Source organism: Longimicrobium sp. (assembly GCF_048594345.1).
Lineage (GTDB): Bacteria > Gemmatimonadota > Gemmatimonadetes > Longimicrobiales > Longimicrobiaceae > Longimicrobium.
Genome location: NZ_JBMDXM010000010.1, coordinates 1 through 17,402, shown reverse-complemented (window position 1 = coordinate 17,402; position 17,402 = coordinate 1). Strand labels below are relative to the sequence as shown.

General features: G+C 68.9%; 13 protein-coding genes and 1 rRNA gene. 6 read left to right on the top strand and 8 right to left on the bottom strand.

The features are described 5' to 3' along the window. Both rrf and ACOJUJ_RS00805 read left to right on the top strand, forming a co-directional pair. A 5S ribosomal RNA gene (gene rrf / locus ACOJUJ_RS00810) occupies positions 1–96 on the top strand; the annotation flags it as partial. Between the two features lie 962 nt (positions 97–1,058). Continuing rightward, positions 1,059–2,480, top strand: coding sequence for a sigma-54-dependent transcriptional regulator (locus tag ACOJUJ_RS00805; protein WP_420124937.1), 1,422 nt, complete (start codon positions 1,059–1,061; stop codon positions 2,478–2,480). 81 nt (positions 2,481–2,561) lie between these two features. Here the strand turns inward: ACOJUJ_RS00805 and thiE are convergent, their stop codons facing one another. The 7 genes from thiE to ACOJUJ_RS00770 form a co-directional block, all read right to left on the bottom strand. Next, positions 2,562–3,182, bottom strand: coding sequence for a thiamine phosphate synthase (gene thiE, locus ACOJUJ_RS00800; protein ID WP_420124936.1), 621 nt, complete (start codon positions 3,180–3,182; stop codon positions 2,562–2,564). Positions 3,183–3,184: 2 nt separating this feature from the next. Then, positions 3,185–4,225 carry an endolytic transglycosylase MltG gene (mltG, locus tag ACOJUJ_RS00795; RefSeq protein ID WP_420124935.1) on the bottom strand — a complete coding sequence of 347 codons (1,041 nt, stop codon included), beginning with the start codon at positions 4,223–4,225 and terminating at the stop codon, positions 3,185–3,187. After that, complete coding sequence (ruvX, locus tag ACOJUJ_RS00790) at positions 4,222–4,680, bottom strand: Holliday junction resolvase RuvX (RefSeq protein WP_420124934.1); 459 nt, start codon at positions 4,678–4,680, stop codon at positions 4,222–4,224. Before ruvX ends, mltG begins: the two co-directional genes overlap by 4 nt. Positions 4,681–5,085: 405 nt before the next feature. Further along, a complete protein-coding gene (locus ACOJUJ_RS00785) occupies positions 5,086–5,634 on the bottom strand; it encodes a hypothetical protein (RefSeq protein ID WP_420124933.1) in 549 nt (182 codons plus the stop codon). Beyond that, complete coding sequence (gene ligA, locus ACOJUJ_RS00780; RefSeq protein ID WP_420124932.1) at positions 5,631–7,739, bottom strand: NAD-dependent DNA ligase LigA; 2,109 nt, start codon at positions 7,737–7,739, stop codon at positions 5,631–5,633. The genes ACOJUJ_RS00785 and ligA overlap by 4 nt, the downstream gene beginning before the upstream one ends. Further along, positions 7,736–8,713 carry a diguanylate cyclase gene (locus ACOJUJ_RS00775; protein ID WP_420124931.1) on the bottom strand — a complete coding sequence of 326 codons (978 nt, stop codon included), beginning with the start codon at positions 8,711–8,713 and terminating at the stop codon, positions 7,736–7,738. Before ACOJUJ_RS00775 ends, ligA begins: the two co-directional genes overlap by 4 nt. Further along, entirely contained in the window at positions 8,710–9,105 is a 396-nt protein-coding gene (locus tag ACOJUJ_RS00770) for a response regulator (RefSeq protein WP_331127679.1), read from the bottom strand. Before ACOJUJ_RS00770 ends, ACOJUJ_RS00775 begins: the two co-directional genes overlap by 4 nt. Before the next feature lie 210 nt (positions 9,106–9,315). Here ACOJUJ_RS00770 and ACOJUJ_RS00765 point away from each other — a divergent pair, with 210 nt between their 5' ends. Then, on the top strand, positions 9,316–9,540 hold the full coding sequence (locus tag ACOJUJ_RS00765) for a hypothetical protein (RefSeq protein ID WP_420124930.1): 225 nt from the start codon (positions 9,316–9,318) through the stop codon (positions 9,538–9,540). A gap of 307 nt (positions 9,541–9,847) precedes the next feature. Then, positions 9,848–11,422, top strand: a complete 1,575-nt coding sequence (locus tag ACOJUJ_RS00760; RefSeq protein WP_420124929.1) for an alpha,alpha-trehalose-phosphate synthase (UDP-forming) — start codon at positions 9,848–9,850, stop codon at positions 11,420–11,422. Positions 11,423–12,023: 601 nt separating this feature from the next. Here the strand turns inward: ACOJUJ_RS00760 and ACOJUJ_RS00755 are convergent. After that, positions 12,024–12,242: a DUF3343 domain-containing protein gene (locus ACOJUJ_RS00755; RefSeq protein WP_420124928.1), complete on the bottom strand. Its 219-nt coding sequence runs from the start codon at positions 12,240–12,242 to the stop codon at positions 12,024–12,026. Positions 12,243–12,771: 529 nt separating this feature from the next. On the opposite strand from ACOJUJ_RS00755, the gene ACOJUJ_RS00750 reads away from it, so the two are divergent. Both ACOJUJ_RS00750 and ACOJUJ_RS00745 read left to right on the top strand, forming a co-directional pair. Continuing rightward, positions 12,772–15,924, top strand: coding sequence for a SusC/RagA family TonB-linked outer membrane protein (locus ACOJUJ_RS00750; protein WP_420124927.1), 3,153 nt, complete (start codon positions 12,772–12,774; stop codon positions 15,922–15,924). A 14-nt stretch (positions 15,925–15,938) separates the two neighbouring features. Then, entirely contained in the window at positions 15,939–17,318 is a 1,380-nt protein-coding gene (locus ACOJUJ_RS00745; protein ID WP_420124926.1) for a RagB/SusD family nutrient uptake outer membrane protein, read from the top strand. The last annotated feature ends 84 nt before the right edge of the window (positions 17,319–17,402 follow it).

The following is a 17,402-nucleotide window of genomic DNA, read 5'->3' as shown; positions in this document are numbered from 1 at the left end:
GATCCACCCGATCCCATCCCGAACTCGGAAGTGAAAACCCGCTGCGCGGATGGTACTGCCGGGGCCACCCGGTGGGAGAGTACGGCGCCGCCGGCCTTATCTTGACGAACGCCCGCCCTGATCCTCGTGATCAGGGCGGGCGTTTGTCGTTCCCAGAGAGTTCGGACCATCGCAAAAGAATGGAGCCTCACACGGAGTCAACGGAGTTAACGGAGTTTCTACGTGCCGTTTCCTCCGCGCTCATCGCGTGCGACGGGGAAGAGATGGGGCCTCACGCGGAGTCACCAGAGTTAGCAGAGTTTTTACGTGCCGGTTCCTCTGCTCTCGATGCGAAGCCGGATTCCCGAGTGTCGGGTACGGGTGGAGGCGGTCGGCGAGGCGCGATCTTTTGTAGAGGCGTCTGAGACGGGAGGTAGATGGAATGCGGCAGGGGGCCATCCGCGTTTTTGGGAGGAACACCATTCCCGCCACCTCCGCACCCGCGCGGGCTGCAGGCAGCGAGGGCTGACGATCGGTGGATGATGCCTGGAACGCATCGGAGCACGTCGATCGCACCACCTGATGCGCGATCTTGTGAACCGTCCGCCAACGCCCACGGCCGGAGGTCACCTCGGTATGCGGACCAGGTCCTCGTGTGTTCGCGCCTTCCGAGGTATCTGTGGCTCGTCGTTTCCCCGCGGCTTCGCATCCTCTGGATCCCCCCTCACTTTCCCCTCTGTTCCCGACGCGGCGGAAACGACCATCATCCCACTTCTGGTGCCCTGCATAGGGGTTGGTCGCGACTGCTGCGTCCCAATGAGCCCCCATGGGGACAGCGATGGGCATGATGAGGATGCTCCCAACGTCGGAACGGATGTGCAGAGTTGCTTGCAGGTGTAACGAAGTGGGTCAACTGCGCCCCGCTTTGCGGCTCAGAGTGGGGAGTGGACGGGCAGGGAGGAGTCGGTTTTGTGACATGCTTGCCCCACTGAGGGCCGGGAAGTATACTGCTGTCAGCAAGTGTCCTGAAGCAGTGTCTGCTGGGTCCCTTTACGCCCGCTCCTCTGGGGGCAACATCAATGAGCGAATCGTCCACCACCGAATCCGCCATCAGCGTGCTCATCTGCGACGATGAGGAGCTGCTGGTAAAGAGCTGCGGCCAGATCCTCTCCAGCGAGGGGTACACCGTCTTTACCGAAGGGCGGGGAAAGAACGCGCTGGAGAACGTGCGCCGCCACCGGCCCGACATCGTCCTTACGGACCTGATGCTGCCGGACATGGACGGCCTCACGCTGCTCAAGGAGATCAAGAAGCTGGCGCCCGAGACGCTGGTGGTGATGATCACGGGATTTGCCACGGTGGACAGCAGCGTGGAGGCCATCCGCGCCGGCGCGTACGACTACATCCCCAAGCCGTTCACGGCCACGCAGCTGCGCATCCTCATCGGCCGGGCGGGGCAGCAGGTGCAGCTGGTGCGCGACAACGCCCAACTGCGCGACCAGCTGAAGAAGCACTACAGCTTCGAGAACATCATCGGCACCAGCGACAGCATTCAGAAGGTGTTCTCGGTGGTGTCGCGAGTGGCGCCCACGGACGCCAGCGTCTTCATCTCCGGCGAGTCGGGAACGGGGAAGGAGCTCATCGCGCGCGCCTGCCACACCAACAGCCGGCGTTCCGATCGCCAGTTCATGGCCATCAACTGCGCCGCTCTCCCGGACAACCTGCTGGAGAGCGAGCTGTTCGGGCACGAGAAGGGCGCGTTTACCGACGCCCGGGAAACCAAGCGCGGGCTGTTCGAGGTGGCGTCGGGGGGCACGCTGTTCCTGGACGAGATCTCGGAGATGAGCATGGACCTGCAGGCCAAGCTTCTTCGCGTCCTGCAGGAGCGGCGCATCCGGCGACTGGGCAGCGAGTCGGAGATCCCCATCGACGTGCGCGTGGTGTCGGCCACCAACCGCGACCCGGAGCAGGCGGTGCGCGACGGCAACCTGCGCCAGGACCTGCTGTACCGGCTGAACGTTGTTCCCGTCAAGCTGCCCCCGCTGCGGCAGCGGCGCGAGGACATTCCCGCGCTGGCGCAGCACTACCTGAAGCGCTACGGCAACGACTACGACCGCGGCAACCTGCGCTTTACCCCCGAGGCGCTGCGGGTGCTGAGCGACTACCACTGGCCCGGCAACGTCCGCGAGCTGCAGAACATGGTGGAGCGGATTGTCTCGCTCTGCCTGCCGGGGCAGGAGATCACCGTCGAGGACCTGCCGGAAGAGCTGTCGATGCGCCCGGTGAACGGCCGGTCCGCCATCAGCTACTCGGCCGACCTGCCGTTTCACGAGGCCAAGAACAACGCGATCACGGTGTTCGAAAAGGAGTATCTGCGCGATCTGCTGCGCCGGCACAGCGGCAACATCTCGCAGGCGGCGCGCACGGCGGGGATTGACCGCAAGACCATCCACCGCATGCTCACCAAGTACGACCTGGAGGGCCGCGAGGCCGCCTGGTAGCTGGTCGGGAGGGATGACGAAAGGCCGGAGCCGCGGTGGATGCGCGGCTCCGGCCTTTTTCGTATGCGGTACGGTGGATGATCAGCCGCGCATCAGCGCCCGCGCCGCGGTTTCGGGATCCGCGGCCCGCATTACGGCGCTGATGACGGCGACGCCCGCCGCCCCCGCGTGGAAGACGGGCGGCGCGTTGCCGATCGTGATCCCGCCGATGCCGACGACGGGGATGCGCATCACGGCCGCGACCCGCGCGATGCGCTCCGCGCCAACGGCATCGCCTGCATCCGCCTTGCTTCCCGTCACGTAGACGGGCCCCACGCCGACGTAGTCCGCCCCGTCCGCCTCCGCGGCCCGGGCGAGCTCCGGCGTCTCCGCGGAAACGCCTAGCAGAAAGCCGGGCGGTGCGATCCGGCGCGCGGCGGCGACGGGAAGGTCGTCCTGCCCCACGTGCGCGCCGTCCGCGCCCACGGCGAGGGCCACGTCCACGCGGTCGTTGATGAAGAGCAGCGCCCCCGCCGCACGCGTCTCCGCCAGCAGCGCGCGGGCGACCTCCGCCATCTCCCGCGCGGTGGCATCCTTCATCCGCAGCTGGATCGCCGGTGCGCCGCCGCGCAACGCCGCGCGCACCACGCTGGCAACCGTGCGCCCGTCGCCGCAGTCCGGGTCGGTGACGACGATCAGCCGCAGCCGATCCCGCGGATCCACCGTCACCGGGCGGCGGGCTGCCGCTGGCGCTGCGCGCGCATCTCCGCGCGGTAGCGGGCCACCTCGCGCAGGTGCTCGTTGTACGTGCGCGTGAACACGTGCGTGCCGTTGGCGCGCGCGACAAAGAAGAGGAAGTCGTGCTCCGCCGGGTTGAGCGTGGCCTCGATGGCGCCGCGGCTGGGCGAGGCGATGGGGCCCGGCGGCAGCCCGCGGTTGCGGTAGGTGTTGTACGGGTCGTCCGCGGTCTCCTGGATGTGGCGGCGCAGCAGGCGGCGCTGGTGCTCGCCCAGGGCGTACTGCACCGTGGGGTCAGCCTCCAGCCGCATCCCGCGCTGCAGGCGGTTGTGGTACACGCGGGCGATCGTCGGCCGCTCGGTCCACACCTTGGCCTCTTTCTCCACGATGGAGGCCAGCGTGACCACCTCGCGCTCGTTCATTCGCAGAGCCTGCGCCCGCTCGCGCATCTGCGGCGTCCATGCCCGCTTGTACTGCGTCGTAAGCTCGCGGACGATCACGTCCAGCGACGAGCCGATGGGAAAGACGTAGGTCGCGGGATACAGGTAGCCCTCCAGCGTGGGCCCCGGGACGCCGTACTTCTGCGCCTGCGCCGGATCCATCAGCCGGGAAAGGATGGAATCCGCCGGCAGCCGCGTCGCTTCGGCCAGGCGCGGGGCGATGCGGCGCAGCTCCCATCCTTCGGGGATCACCAGCCGCGTCTTGACCACGTCGCCGGTCGTCAGCTTGCGGAGGATGAGGTCGAAGGACGCCCCCTGCCGTACCTCGTAGACGCCGGGCTGCAGCTTGGCGGACGCGCCCTTCATCCGCGCGACGGCCTTGAACAGCCCCTTGTTGCCGATGACGTTCCGCTTTGCCAGCGTATCGGCGACGGATGACATCCCCGCGCCGCGCGGCACCGTGAAGCGCACCGGCTCGCCCGTGCCTTCGCCACTTCCGCAGCCCGCCAAGACCAGGATCGCGAGGAGAGGGAATAGGGAATAGGGAATAGGGAATAGCCGGCGGATCCGCATCTTCTTCCTGCTCATTCGCTGCTCTCCGTCTCGGCCGCCGCAGCCTGGTTCCGCCGCAGGGCCAGGTAGCCTTCCAGGATCAGCGCCGCGGCTGTGGCGTCGATCATCCCCTTTCGCTCCCGCACGTTCTTCTTGAGGCCCATGCCCTGGATGCTGCGCTCGGCGCGGACGGAGGACATGCGTTCGTCCATCCATTGCACAGTCAGCCCCGTGCGCCGCGCCAGGTCGTCGCCGAACTGCCGCACCTCCGCCGCCCACGCGCCTTCTTCGCCGGCCAGGTCCAGCGGCAGACCGATGACCGCCTCGTCCGCCTCCTGTTCCTGCACGATCGCGGTGATCTCGGCCCACGGCGGCCGCTTGCCGGCGCGGCGCTGCAGCGTGGTGAGCGGCGACGCAATGGTGCGCGTGGGGTCGCTGACCGCCACGCCGATGCGTCGCTCGCCGTAGTCGAAAGCTATCGTTCGGGACAAGGCAGTGCGTGAGTGCGGTAGTGCGTGAGTGCGTCAGTACGAAAGTACGGAGTACGAGAGTACGAAATGCGAACGGCCCGCGCGAGGGGCGGGCCGTTTCTGGTACGTCAGTGCCGCGGAGTAGCCGGCTTGGCGAAAGAGGTCGAACTGGCGCGCGCGGGGTGCCCCTCCCCCGGCCCCTCCCCGTTCGTTCCTCACGGAGAGGGGAGAACTTCGATCCCGTTTCCGAACCACCCGAAGCGCCCCGCACCCTCCGTTACCACCCCCTCCCCCGAAGTTGGGGGAGGGGTCGCCAGCCGTCGCGAGGAACGAGAGAAAGGCCTGGCGGGGGAGAGGGCCCGCGGGTCGCGACCAGTCCGGCTTCCTCACCCTCACACCCTCACACCCTCACACCCTCACACCCGTTCACCCCAGCCGCGCGACCGCATCCTCCACCGACGCGCCGCCGCGGACGTGCTCGTACACCTGGCCCAGCACGTCGCCGCGGGCAAAGACCAGGCGCGTACGGTCCGCGGAGCCGCTGGGTACCTCCATCACCGCTACGCCGGCGCCGGCCAGCCGCTCCAGCAGCGCGGAGAACAGGCCCGTGCTCAGGTGCGCGCCGCGGGGGCCACCGCCGGCCTCGCTCTCCACCCAGCCGGTCAGCTCCAGCACCCCCACCGCCGGGTGCAGGTCGCGGAACTCCAGTGAGCCCCAGCCGCGGTCGGCAAAGAAGCCGGCGGCCGCGCGCCAGAACTCCGCCGGGTCCAGCGCGCCCCACTCGGCGCCGGCGTAGTCGCGCGACAGCCGGTCCTGCAGGCCGCCGTATACCTCGTCCCCCAGTTCGTAGCCGATCTGCCGCAGCACGTTCACGGCGTCCATGGGCTCGCGGTCGCCCACCACGAAGCGGCGGACGGTGCCCAGCAGGCCGGCGGGGACCTGCAGAAAGCGCGCGGGGGCGGCGGTGGCGGTCATAGCTGCAACTCCGGTTGGAGGTCGTCCGCGGGGGACTCAGTGGATTCCGCCGGTTCGGCGGAGGGCTGGGAGAGCGTCTCGGGGAGCGCCAGCAGGGCGGCCTCGGACAGCTCCTTGACCCCCAGCTCGCGCGCCTTGGCCAGCTTGGAGCCGGCGTCCTCGCCCACCACCAGGTAGTCCGTCTTCTTGGTCACGCTGCCGGTCACCCGGCCGCCCTGCTGCTGGATGAACGCCTCGATCTGCGGGCGCGTCATGGTGGGGTGCGTCCCCGTGATCACGAAGGTCTTGCCCGTGAGCGGCCCCTGAGCCGGCTCCGCGCGCGCCTCCGTCATCTTTACCCCCGCCGCCGCCAGCTTCTGCACCACTTCCTGGTTGCGCGGCTCCGCCATCCACGCGTGCAGCGCCTCCGCCATGGTGTGGCCGATGGTGTGGACGGCCTCGATCTCCTCCGTCGAGGCCGCCATCAGCCGCTCCATGCCGCCGAAGTGCCGGGCCAGGGTCTGCGCCGCGATCTCGCCCACGTGGCGCACGCCAAGTCCAAAGAGGACGCGGGCGAGCCCCTGCTGCTTCGACGTCTCGATCCCGGCCAGCAGGTTTTGCGCGGATTTGGCCTTGAAGCCCTCCAGCGTCAGCAACTGCTCTTCGGTGAGCGCGTAGATGTCGCCCACGTCGTGCACCATCCCGCGCTCCAGCAGCGTGGCGATCGTCCGCTCGCCCAGGCCGCGGATGTCCATCGCCCCGCGCGAGACAAAGTGCGCCAGCCCCCAGTAGATGCGCGCCGGACAGGCGGAGTTGGGGCAGTACAGCATCGCCTCCCCCTCCGGCCGCTCCACCGGCGTCCCGCACGACGGGCAGACGTCGGGCATCGCGAACGGTTCGGCCCGTTCCTGCCCTTCCTCCAGCACCGGCCCCACCACCTGGGGGATGACCTCGCCCGCGCGCTTGACGATGACCTTTTCGCCCTTGCGGATGTCCTTGCGGCGGATGTCGTCCTCGTTGTGCAGCGTCGCCAGCTTGACGATCACCCCGCCGACCTCCACCGGCTCCAGCACCGCGTACGGGTTCAGCGCGCCCGTGCGGCCCACGTTCAGGCGGATGTCCAGCAGCGTGGTCACCGCCAGGTCCGGCGCGTACTTGTAGGCCGTGGCCCAGCGCGGCTCGCGCCCGCCCACGATCCCCAGCTCCTCGTGCAGGGAGAGGGGATTCACCTTCACCACCGCGCCGTCCACCTCGTAGTCCAGCTCCGCGCGCCGCCCCTCGAACTCGTGGACGAAAGCGATCACCGCCTCCAGGTCCGCGGCCGGCCGCGCCAGCGGGTTCACCGGCAGCCCCCAGGCGCGCAGCGTCTCCAGCAGCTCCCACTGCGTGGCGAAGGGAAGCGGGTCGCGCCCCTCCGTCTCGATGGCGTAGGCAAAAAAGTGCAGCGGCCGCGACGCCGTGACGCCGGGGTCCAGCTGCCGCAGCGACCCCGCCGCCGAGTTGCGCGGGTTGGCGAACGTGGCCTGCCCCTCCGCCGCGCGGCGCTGGTTGAGCTGCGCAAAGCCGGCGACGGACATGTACACCTCGCCGCGGATCTCCATCCGCCGCGGCACCGCCGGCCCGTCCGCGCGCAGGCGCAGCGGGATGTCGCGGATGGTGCGCAGGTTGCGCGTCACGTCCTCGCCGATCGTCCCGTTGCCGCGGGTGGCGCCCTTGACCAGCACCCCGTCCTCGTACGTCAGCGCGATGGCCAGCCCGTCGATCTTGGGCTCGCAGACGTAGCCGCCCGTCCGCACCTCGTCCGCGATGCGCGCGTTGCGGGTTTCCCACGCGCGCAGCTCGTCATCGCCAAACGCGTTGTCCAGCGACAGCATGGGCGCCAGGTGCTCCGTCTTTTCCAGCCGGCTGGCGGGTTCCGCGCCCACGCGCTGCGTGGGAGAGTCGGCCGTGCGCAGCTCCGGGTGCGCTGCCTCGATCTCGCGCAGCTCGCGGAACAGCAGGTCGTACTCCCGGTCGCCGATCGTCGGCGCGTCCAGGACGTAGTATTCGTGGTTGGCGCGCTCGATGGCCTCGCGCAATTCTGCGGCGCGCGCGGCCATCTCGCTGGGTGGGGCGGGTGGGGTCATTCCGCGGCGGGTGCGGTCTGGGAGGCGCGAACTACCTTGTTGCGGCCGCCGTGCTTGGCCTGGTACAGCGCTTCGTCGGCTGCCTTGAGCAGCGCTTCGGGGCTGTCGACGCCCTCGCGGATGGAGGCCACGCCGCACGAAACCGTCATGCGGATCTCGGTGGCGCCGTCGCGGTAGACGTGCTCCTCCACCGCCTTGCGCACGCGCTCGGCAAAGTTGGCGCCCGGCTCCTCGTCCGTTTCGGGAAGGATGGCGATGAACTCCTCGCCGCCGTAGCGCCCCACCATGTCGATCTCGCGCGCCGATTCCTGGATGATCTGCGCCGTCTCGTACAGCACCACGTCACCGGTGGGGTGGCCGTACGTGTCGTTGATGTTCTTGAAGCGGTCCAGGTCCATCATCACCACCGCGATGCTCTCGCCCGTTCGCGCCGAGCGGTCGAACTCGTCCTGAAGCAGCTCGTGCACGTGGCGGTGGTTGAACAGCTCCGTCAGGCCGTCGGTGATGGACAGCTTCTTGAGCCGGCGGTTGGCCAGCTCCAGCTCGCGGTTCTTCTGGTCCAGCTCGTCCTGCAGCGTCTTGATGCGCAGCATGGCCCGCACCCGCGCCTCGAGCTCGCGAAAGTTGTAGGGCTTGCTGATGTAGTCGTCGGCGCCGCTTTCCAGCCCCTGCACCACGTCGTCGGCCTCGCTGAGCGCCGTGACCAGGATGATGGGGATGAAGGGGAGCGCGTCGTCCTCCTTGATCCGTTTGGCGACCTCGCGGCCGTCCATCCCGGGCATCATCACGTCCAGCAGGATCAGGTGCGGCGGGATGTCGGCCACCGACGCCAGCGCTTCTTCGCCGTTGGTCGCGGTGACCACCTGGTACCCCCGCGACGAAAGGCGCGCATCCAGGATGTCGACGTTGTCGGGCACGTCGTCCACCACCAGAATGCGCGTGGAGCCCGCATCGGGGCCCGCCAGTGTCGTCAAGCGTTGGCCTCCCGCCCGGAGCCGATGAACTTCTCCACCTCGGCCACCACGCGGCGCGGCTCGCACGGCTTGGCAAGGTAGCCGTCGCAGCCCACTTCCTGCGCCTTGGCGCGGTCGGTGGCCAGGGCGTGGGCGGTCAGGGCGATGATGGGGATCTGCGACGTGGCCGCGTCGCCCTTGAGGATACGCGTGGCCTCCCACCCGTCGATGATGGGGATGGAGATGTCCATCAGGATCAGGTCCGGATGGTCCTCGCGGGCCATGCGCACGCCGTCCTCGCCGTTGCGGGCCTCGATCACCTGGTATCCAAAGTGCTCGAGGATGGTGCGGTAGACGGTGCGGTTGTCCTCGTTGTCTTCCACGAGGAGCACCGTCTTGCTGGAGTCCGCCATGCGGATGTGCCTCCTGAACGGTATCGGCTTCGGGCCCCAACCGGCGCGGCCGGTGGCGCGCGAAGGGCAGAGGGATAATAATACCCCCCGGGTTCCCCCGTGCAAGGCTGCGCGACGCGCTTGTGCGGACGGCCATGCCGCGGCGTGGGTGGCACGACCGTTGCCGCCCCCGCCGCAAGCCGCATCCTTTGGCCCCACACTACTTTCCGAATGCAATACGAAGAGCAGGCCCGGCGGCTGGGCATTCTGGGCGGCTTCGCCCTGGGCATCGCCGTGGGCACCGGCGTGGCGCTGCTGATGGGCGGCCGCCGCGGCGCCCCCCGCTCCGCCGCCGTAAAGCGCGCGCGGCGGGTGCGCGCCCCCCGCGGCCGGCACCTGGAAGGCGCCGGCGGCGGCGCGACGGCGCGGATGGCGAAGCGGAAATTCAAGCTGTAGGGGCAGGCTCCGTGAACGGGTGAACGGGTGAACGGGTGAACGGGTGAACGGGTGAACGGGTGAACGGGTGAACGGGTGAACGGGAGGGTGGGCCGCCCCCCTCCCCGCAGCGGGATTGAGTTCTCCCCTCTCCGTGAGGAACGAACGGGGAGGGGCCGGGGGCGGGGCCGGGGGAGGGGCACCCCGGCGGGCGCCGTTCGACCTCCGTCCTTGATCCGAGATCCGGCGGCAGGGCGCTCCATCGAAGCACACCAGCGGGACGGCGGCGGGGTGCCGCCGTTCGGCGTTTCAGGGATGACTCAAGCTGATGCCGACGCCTCCGCAGGAGCTGGAGCCGCTGTACCGGCGCCTGTTTGCCGAGCGGCGGTTCGTGGTGGTGAGCAACCGCGAGCCGTACGAGCACAGGTGGTCCAGAGAGGTGGGCGAGATGGAGATCGGCCGCCCCGCCGGCGGGCTGACCTCGGCGCTGGACCCGCTGCTGCAGGCGCTGGGCGGAATGTGGGTGGCGTGGGGATCCGGGGAAGCCGACGCGGACGCGGTGGACGACCGCGACCGCGTGCAGGTGCCGCCGGAGGACCCACGCTACACGCTTCGGCGGGTGTGGCTCACCCACACGGACATTCAACGCTACTATCTGGGGTACGCCAACCAGTTTCTGTGGCCGCTGTGCCACCTGCGCCCCGCCCTTACGCGCGTCCGTGCCCACAACTGGGAACGCTACCGCCGCGTGAACCGCCGCTTCGCCGACGCGGTGCTGGAGGAAGTGCAAGGCAAGCAGGCGGCGGTGTGGATCCAGGACTATCACCTGGCGCTCGCCCCGCTGGCCATCCGTGCCGGGCGCCCCGATCTGACGCTCGCGCACTTCTGGCACATCCCCTTTCCCCCGTTCGACCTCTTTCGTCTCGCGCCGCAGGCGTCGGAGCTGCTGCGCGGCCTGCTGGCGAACGACCTGATGGGCTTTCACCTGCCCATGCACGCGGACAACTTTTTGCGCTGCGCGCGGCGGCTGGCGGGGGCGGAGGTGGACTGGGCGGCGCGCACGGCGACCATCGACGGCCACACCTGCCACGTGGGCGCGTTCCCGATTTCGATCGACGTGGACCAGTTTCGCGACGCGGCCACTGCGCAGGGCGTGGACGAGCAGATGCGGCGGATCCGCGAGCGGTACGCGCCGGGGGGTGGGCGCATCGGGGTGGGAGTGGACCGGCTGGACTACAGCAAGGGGCTGCCGGAGAAGTTCAAGGCCCTGGAGTTTCTGTGGGAGCGGTACCCGGAGCATCGCGAGCGCTTCACCTTTATCCAGGTGGCCGTCCCCAGCCGCAGCGACATCGAGGCGTACGACGAGCTGGCGCAGAAGGTGGACAGCCAGGTGCGCCAGATCAACGCGCGCTTCGGCACGGCGAAGTGGCGGCCCATCCACCTGATCAAGCAGTCGCTGGACGTGGACCGGCTGGCCGTCCTGTACCGGCTGGCGGACGTCTGCCTCGTCAGCTCGCTGCAGGACGGGATGAACCTGGTGGCAAAGGAGTACGTGGCCAGCCAGGTGGACCGCAACGGCGTGCTCCTCCTCTCCGAGTTCGCCGGCGCGGCGGAGGCGATGGAGGACGCCACGCTGATCAACCCGTACGATCCCGAAGCCTGCGCCATCGCCGTCCGCGACGCCCTTGCGCGCCCCGCGGACGCACGCGCCGCGGCCATGCAGCGCCTGCAGGAGTCGCTGACGACGATCTATGACTGGATGCACCAGATGTTCACCGCGTGGGGCGCCATCCTGCGCGGCGACCCCGTCCTCTCCGCCCGTCCCGCGGCGGCCGACGACGACCATGGTCTGCTGGATGACGAGCCCTTCGCCGGGGCGGCCGATCGCGGAGCGAACGCCTAGCGCCTGCGGAGGAGATCACGCGAAGGTGCCGAGGATAACGAGAGAGGACGCGGAGGAAACCCCTTCGCGTCCTCTCGTTTATCCCGCCGACTCGACTTTGACGGGTCGTCCGCTCTGGTGTCCGATCCGGCAAAACGGTCAGTCTGAACCTGAGGTCTGCGGGAAGCGCCGTACGGTGCGCCTGTCGCATGGGCGCGTGGCGCCGATCCAGAAATCTTCGCGCTGAACCGGGAAGGTCTTCCGTCCCGACAGGATTTCCGGGCGTTGCCCGGATAGGGGCTCCGCGCGAGGGTAGGGAGATTCTTCGGTCGCGCCACTGGCCCCGCGGCGTTCCCGAGAGGTCGACGCGGGCGCTCCCTCAGAATGACAGGTTTTTCCTCTGATTCCGTGTAGATTCACCCGTTCACCCGTTCACCCGTTCACCCGTTCACCCGTTCACCCGTTCACCCGTTCACCCGTTCACCCGTTCACCCGTTCACCCGTTCACCCGTTCACCCGTTCACCCGTTCACCCCAACACCCCAACACCCCAACACCCCAACACCCCAACACCCCAACACCCCAACACCCCAACACCCCAACACCCCAACACCCCAACACCCTCAGCCCCCCTCCCACCGTCCAAACGCCACCCCCTCCTCCTCCAGCGCCTCCGCAAGCGCCTCCGCCTCCTCCGGGAGCGTCTCCAGGGCAAGGTTGCAGCGTGCACGCGCGGCCGGCGGGGCGGGGATCACGTCGACGGGAATGCCGCGCGTGCCCGCGACCTCTTCGGCCCACAGCGCGTGGTGGGTGGTGTCAAACGTAAAAACCTTGCGTGCCATCGATTTACGGTTGATTGGCAAATGTTCCCGGGATCCGTTTTCAGGGGTCCGGAATCCTTGCGGTAAGTAACTCTGTCAGTTACACTTTCGTGATCCGTGACCATCCCCTCGGGGAGCATCGGGGGGCGTACGCAGCCGCGTGACGCTCCACGCCGGGACCCGTGCCCAAGCCGCCGTTGCGTCCGCGGCCGGCACGTTTTCCGCTGGCCGGGGCAGACGCCGGTTTTTTTCGCGACCGTCAGGTTACGGGCGCCCCAGACGTAGTAGTATACGAGGGCGGCGGGCAGCCGGCCTCCTTCTTTCTCCCCCAACCCCCCGCGCCGCGGTGTTCCCGCCGCCGCGAGGGCCGGTCGGTCGCCCGTCCAGCGGACGGGCGTACGCGTCGTTGCGGAGCACGCGCGCCACGCCGCACGGGAGCGGCGGAGCGGGTGGCACCCCACGGGTCGGGGTGCGCGGTCCACAACCACAAGTCGGTCGGGAGCGTTCGCCGGGCCACGGGGGGCCGGCGCTCAACCAGGAGAGACGCAGGATGACAAGACTTCGTACGCTGCTTGCCGTGGCCGTTGCGCTGGCGCTCGCGCCCGCCGCGGCCTCCGCGCAAGGGGGAACCATCCGGGGCCGCGTGACCGAGCAGGGCTCGGGCCAGGCGCTTCAGGGGGTGCAGGTGTCGGTGGTGGGGACCAGCCAGACGGTGGTCACCAACCAGCAGGGCGCCTATACCCTGAACAACGTGGCCGCCGGCCAGCGCACCGTGCGCGCCGTCCGCATCGGCTTCTCGGCACAGACCCGCACCGTCACCGTGGGTGCCGCGCCCGCCGAGGCCAACTTTACGCTCAGCCCCGACGTGCTGGGCCTGGACGAGGTGGTGGTCATCGGCTACGGCCAGGTGGAGCGCCGGCGCGCCGGCGGCGGCGCCATCGCCTCCATCTCCACCGAAGAGGTGACGGAGAGTGCCCCCGTGGCCACCGTCGAGAACGTGCTGCAGGGCCGCGTGTCGGGCGTGCAGGTGACGCAGAACTCGGGCGTCCCGGGGAGCGCCATCTCGGTGCGCGTGCGCGGCGCCTCGTCCATTACGGCGGGCAACGAGCCGCTGTACGTGCTGGACGGCGTGCCCATGCTGCGCGGCGACTTCTCCACCATCGGCTCGTCCATCGGGCAGACGCAGGGCGTCGACGCCCTGTCGGACCTGAACCCCAACGAGATCGAGAGCATCGAGGTGCTGAAGGACGCGTCGGCGGCGGCCATCTACGGCTCGCGCGCGTCCAACGGCGTGGTGCTCATCACCACCAAGCGCGGCCGGGCCAGCGACCGTCCCGACATCCGCTTTCAGGCCTACTACGGCACCCAGGAGCCCTGGCGCCAGCCGTCGTACCTGAACGCCCGCGAGTGGGTGGACGTGCAGAACGACGCCATCGAGCTGGACTTCGGAATCCCGGAGTACTACGGCTTCGACAACGACGACATTCCGCTTTGCGATGACGACGACAGCGGCGTCTGCAACGTGGAGGAGTTCAACGGCACGGTGGACACCGACTGGATCGACGAGGTCCTTACGTCGGCTCCCACCAGCAACCTGTTCGGCTCCATCGCCGGCGGCACGGAGCGGGCCCGCTACTACGTGAGCGGCACGCGCTTTCTGCAGGACGGCATCGTGTCGGGGTACGGGTTCGAGCGCCTGAACGGCCGCATGAACCTGGACTACACGGCCAGCGACCGCATGATCCTGGGCACCAGCGTGTCGCTGTCGCAGGGCGTGATCGAGCGCGCCCGCGGCGACAACACCATCTACGGTCCCTTCGCCAACGCCATCGCCAGCGCCCCCGTGGACGCGGTGTTCAACGACGCCGGCGAGTACAACCTGAGCACGCTGGCGTACGACAACCCCGTGGCCCTGAACCGTGAAAACCGCGCCGAAGAGCGCAGCTTTCACGTGATCGGCAACGCGTTCGCCGACTACCGGGTGGCCGAGGGGGTAAACGCGCGGGCCAACTTTGGCCTGGACCGCTACATCCTGCGCGGGTACCTGTACGACTCGCCGATCGTGGGCCCCTCCACCGGCTCCAACGGCTCGGGCGAGGTGGGCAACTCGTACGCGAACAAGGTGCTGGCCGAGGGCACGGTGAGCTTCGAGCGCGCGCTTAACGACGTCAACGAGCTTTCGGGCGTAGTGGGCACCAGCTTTGAGCTGAACGACACGGAAACCAACGAGGTGTTCGGAACCCAGTTCCCCACCAGCTCGTTCCGCAACCTTGCGTCGGCCTCCACCATCACCGGCGGCAACTCGGACTTTACCGAGTACAACCTGCTGTCGTACTTCGGCCGCCTGCAGCACACCTTCCGCAACCGGCTGACGACCACGTTCAACGTGCGCGCCGACGGCTCGTCGCGGTTTGGCGAGAACAACCGCTGGGGCGTGTTCCCCTCCGCGTCGGTGCTGTACCGCCTGACGGACGAGCCGTTCATCCAGGGCCAGTCGTTCATCAGCGACCTGGCGCTGCGGGCCAGCTACGGCCGCACCGGCAACCAGGAGGGTCTGGGCGACTTTGCCTCGGTGGCGCTGTTCGGCGGCGGCTTCAACTACGGCGACCGGCCGGGCATTGCCCCGTCGCAGCTTTCCAACCCGGACCTGAGCTGGGAAAAGACCGACCAGCTGAACCTGGGCGCCGACCTGGCGTTCCTGGACGACCGGCTGGGGCTGAGCTTTGACTGGTACCGCAAGTACACCACGGACCTGCTGCTCAACCGTCCGATCCCGCTGTCGACGGGCTTTTCGGAGATCAGCCAGAACATCGGCGAGATGCGCAACCTGGGCTGGGAGCTGTCGGCCCGGGCGCAGGTGGTGCGCGCGGCGCGCCGCGGCGGCCTGGAGTGGACCTCGGAGTTCAACCTGTCGCACAACTCCAACAAGGTGACCCGGCTGTACGAGGGACAGGCCATCGACGGCAACTTCGTGGCGCGCGTGGAAGAGGGCCAGCCGCTGGGCTTTTTCCGCGGCTACGTGATGGACGGGATCTTCCAGTCCGAGGACGAGATCTGCTACGACGAAACGGGCGCCAGCTGCCCCGAGGGCATCGGCTACCAGTCGGAGTTCACGGTGCCCGGCGACGTGCGCTTCCGTGACCTGAACGGCGATGGCCTGATCAACTCCACCGACCAGGAGCGCATCGGCAGCCCGTGGCCCGACTACCAGGGCGGGTGGACGAACACGCTGTCGCTGGCCGGCATCGACCTGTCGGTGTTCACGCAGTTCTCGCTGGGCAACGACACCTACAACGGCACCCGCGAGTACAGCGACGCGTTCGGCACGTTCTACGACAACAACTCGCAGTGGGCGCGCGACCGCTGGACGCCGGACAACCCCAGCAACACCACGCCGCGGGCCACCTACTGGGACGACAACGACAACGTGCGCTCGTCCAGCCGCTTCGTGGAGGACGGCTCGTACGTCCGCATCAAGAACGCGGTGCTGGGCTACACGGTGCCGGAGCGCTTTGCCAGCCGCGTGGGCTCGCGCAGCCTGCGCGTCTACATCCAGGGCCAGAACCTGGCGACGTGGACCGACTACAGCGGGTTCGATCCCGAGGTCAACTTCAACGGCGCGGCCAACATTACCCGGGGTGTGGACTTCTACACGCTGCCGCAGGCGCGCACCTACACCATCGGCCTGAACGTCGGCTTCTAATGGGAGACCTGCGAATGAAGCTCAGAGCATTCGGCATCATCGCGGTGGCGGCGCTTACGGCGGCCGCCTGCGACGATCCACTGAACCCCACGCCCGAGCAGAGCATCGCGCTGGAAGAGGCGCTCGACAGCCCCGAGGAGGTGGGGGTGGCCGTGAACGCCATGTACGACGCGCTGCAGATTTGCGACGGCGGCTACTGCCGCGACGCCGTTCTGTTCCCGGACGCGTACGCCGGCAACCTGGACGTGTCGGGCACCTACGTGAGCGACCGCGAGGTCGGGCGCCAGGCGATCACCGCCGAGAACGCGGCGCTGCCGTCGATCTGGGGCGCGGCGTTCGACGGCATCAACCGCGCGAACAACGTGCTGGCCTCGCTGCCGCTGCTGGAGGACCAGTTCGACGCCGACGAGTACGACGCCCTGCGGGGCGAGGCGCACTTTGTCCGCGCCCTGAACTACTTCACCCTGGTCAAGTTCTTTGGCGGCGCGCCGCTGATCACCCAGCCGCGCTGGGTGGTGGACCAGGAGAGCAACGTGCCGCGCAGCACGGCGGGCGAGGTGTGGGCGCAGGTCGAGGCGGACCTGGGGGCGGCGGTGTCGCTGCTGCCTTCGGGCCAGGGCGCCCGCGGCGACGGCCGCGCCAACCAGGAGGCGGCGACGGCGCTGCTGGCCCGGGCGCACCTGTACCAGGCCGAGTGGACGCGGGCGTACGAGCTGTCCAACGCGGTGATCGAAGGGGGCGAGTTCTCGCTGGTGAGCAGCTACGCCAACGTGTTCGCGAACGAGCAGACCTCGGAGGCCCTGTTCGAGGTCCCCTTCACCGTCACGGACGCGGGCTCCCTGGCGTTCTGGATGTTCCCCCGCTCGCTGGGCGGCCGCTGGGGCTTTACCCCCTCAGCGGACTTCGTGGACTCGTTCGAGGCGGGTGACGAGCGGTTCGAGGTGGCGTTCCAGGAAGATCCCTCGGGTGACGAGGAGCACTTTGGCGCCAAGTACACCGAGATCTCCACCAACTCGGACGACGTTCCGATGATCCGCCTGGCGGAGGTGTACCTGATCCGCGCCGAGGCCGCCGCGCGGCTGGGCGACCTGGATCAGGCGCTGGAGGACGTGAACGTGATCCGCGAACGCGCCGGGCTGGACCCGGTGGACGCGGACGCGGACGCCGACGGCACGGTGTCGGCCAACGAGGTGCTGGAGGCGGTGCTGATGGAGCGCCGGCACGAGCTCTTTTACGAAGGCCACTGGTTCTTCGACCTGAAGCGCTTTGCCGACGTGCCCGCGGCGGGCGACATGCTGGAGGATCTGGGGCTCACCGGCTTCCGTCTGCTTTTCCCCGTTCCGCAGCGGGAGATCGAGGCCAACACGGCGCTGGACCAGAACCCCGGGTACTGAGTCCCATCCGTTCGGCGTGATGGAGTGACGGCAGCGGGGGGGGCGCGGGGCGGGGGGGGCGGGGGCGGGGTGTGGGTGGTGGGG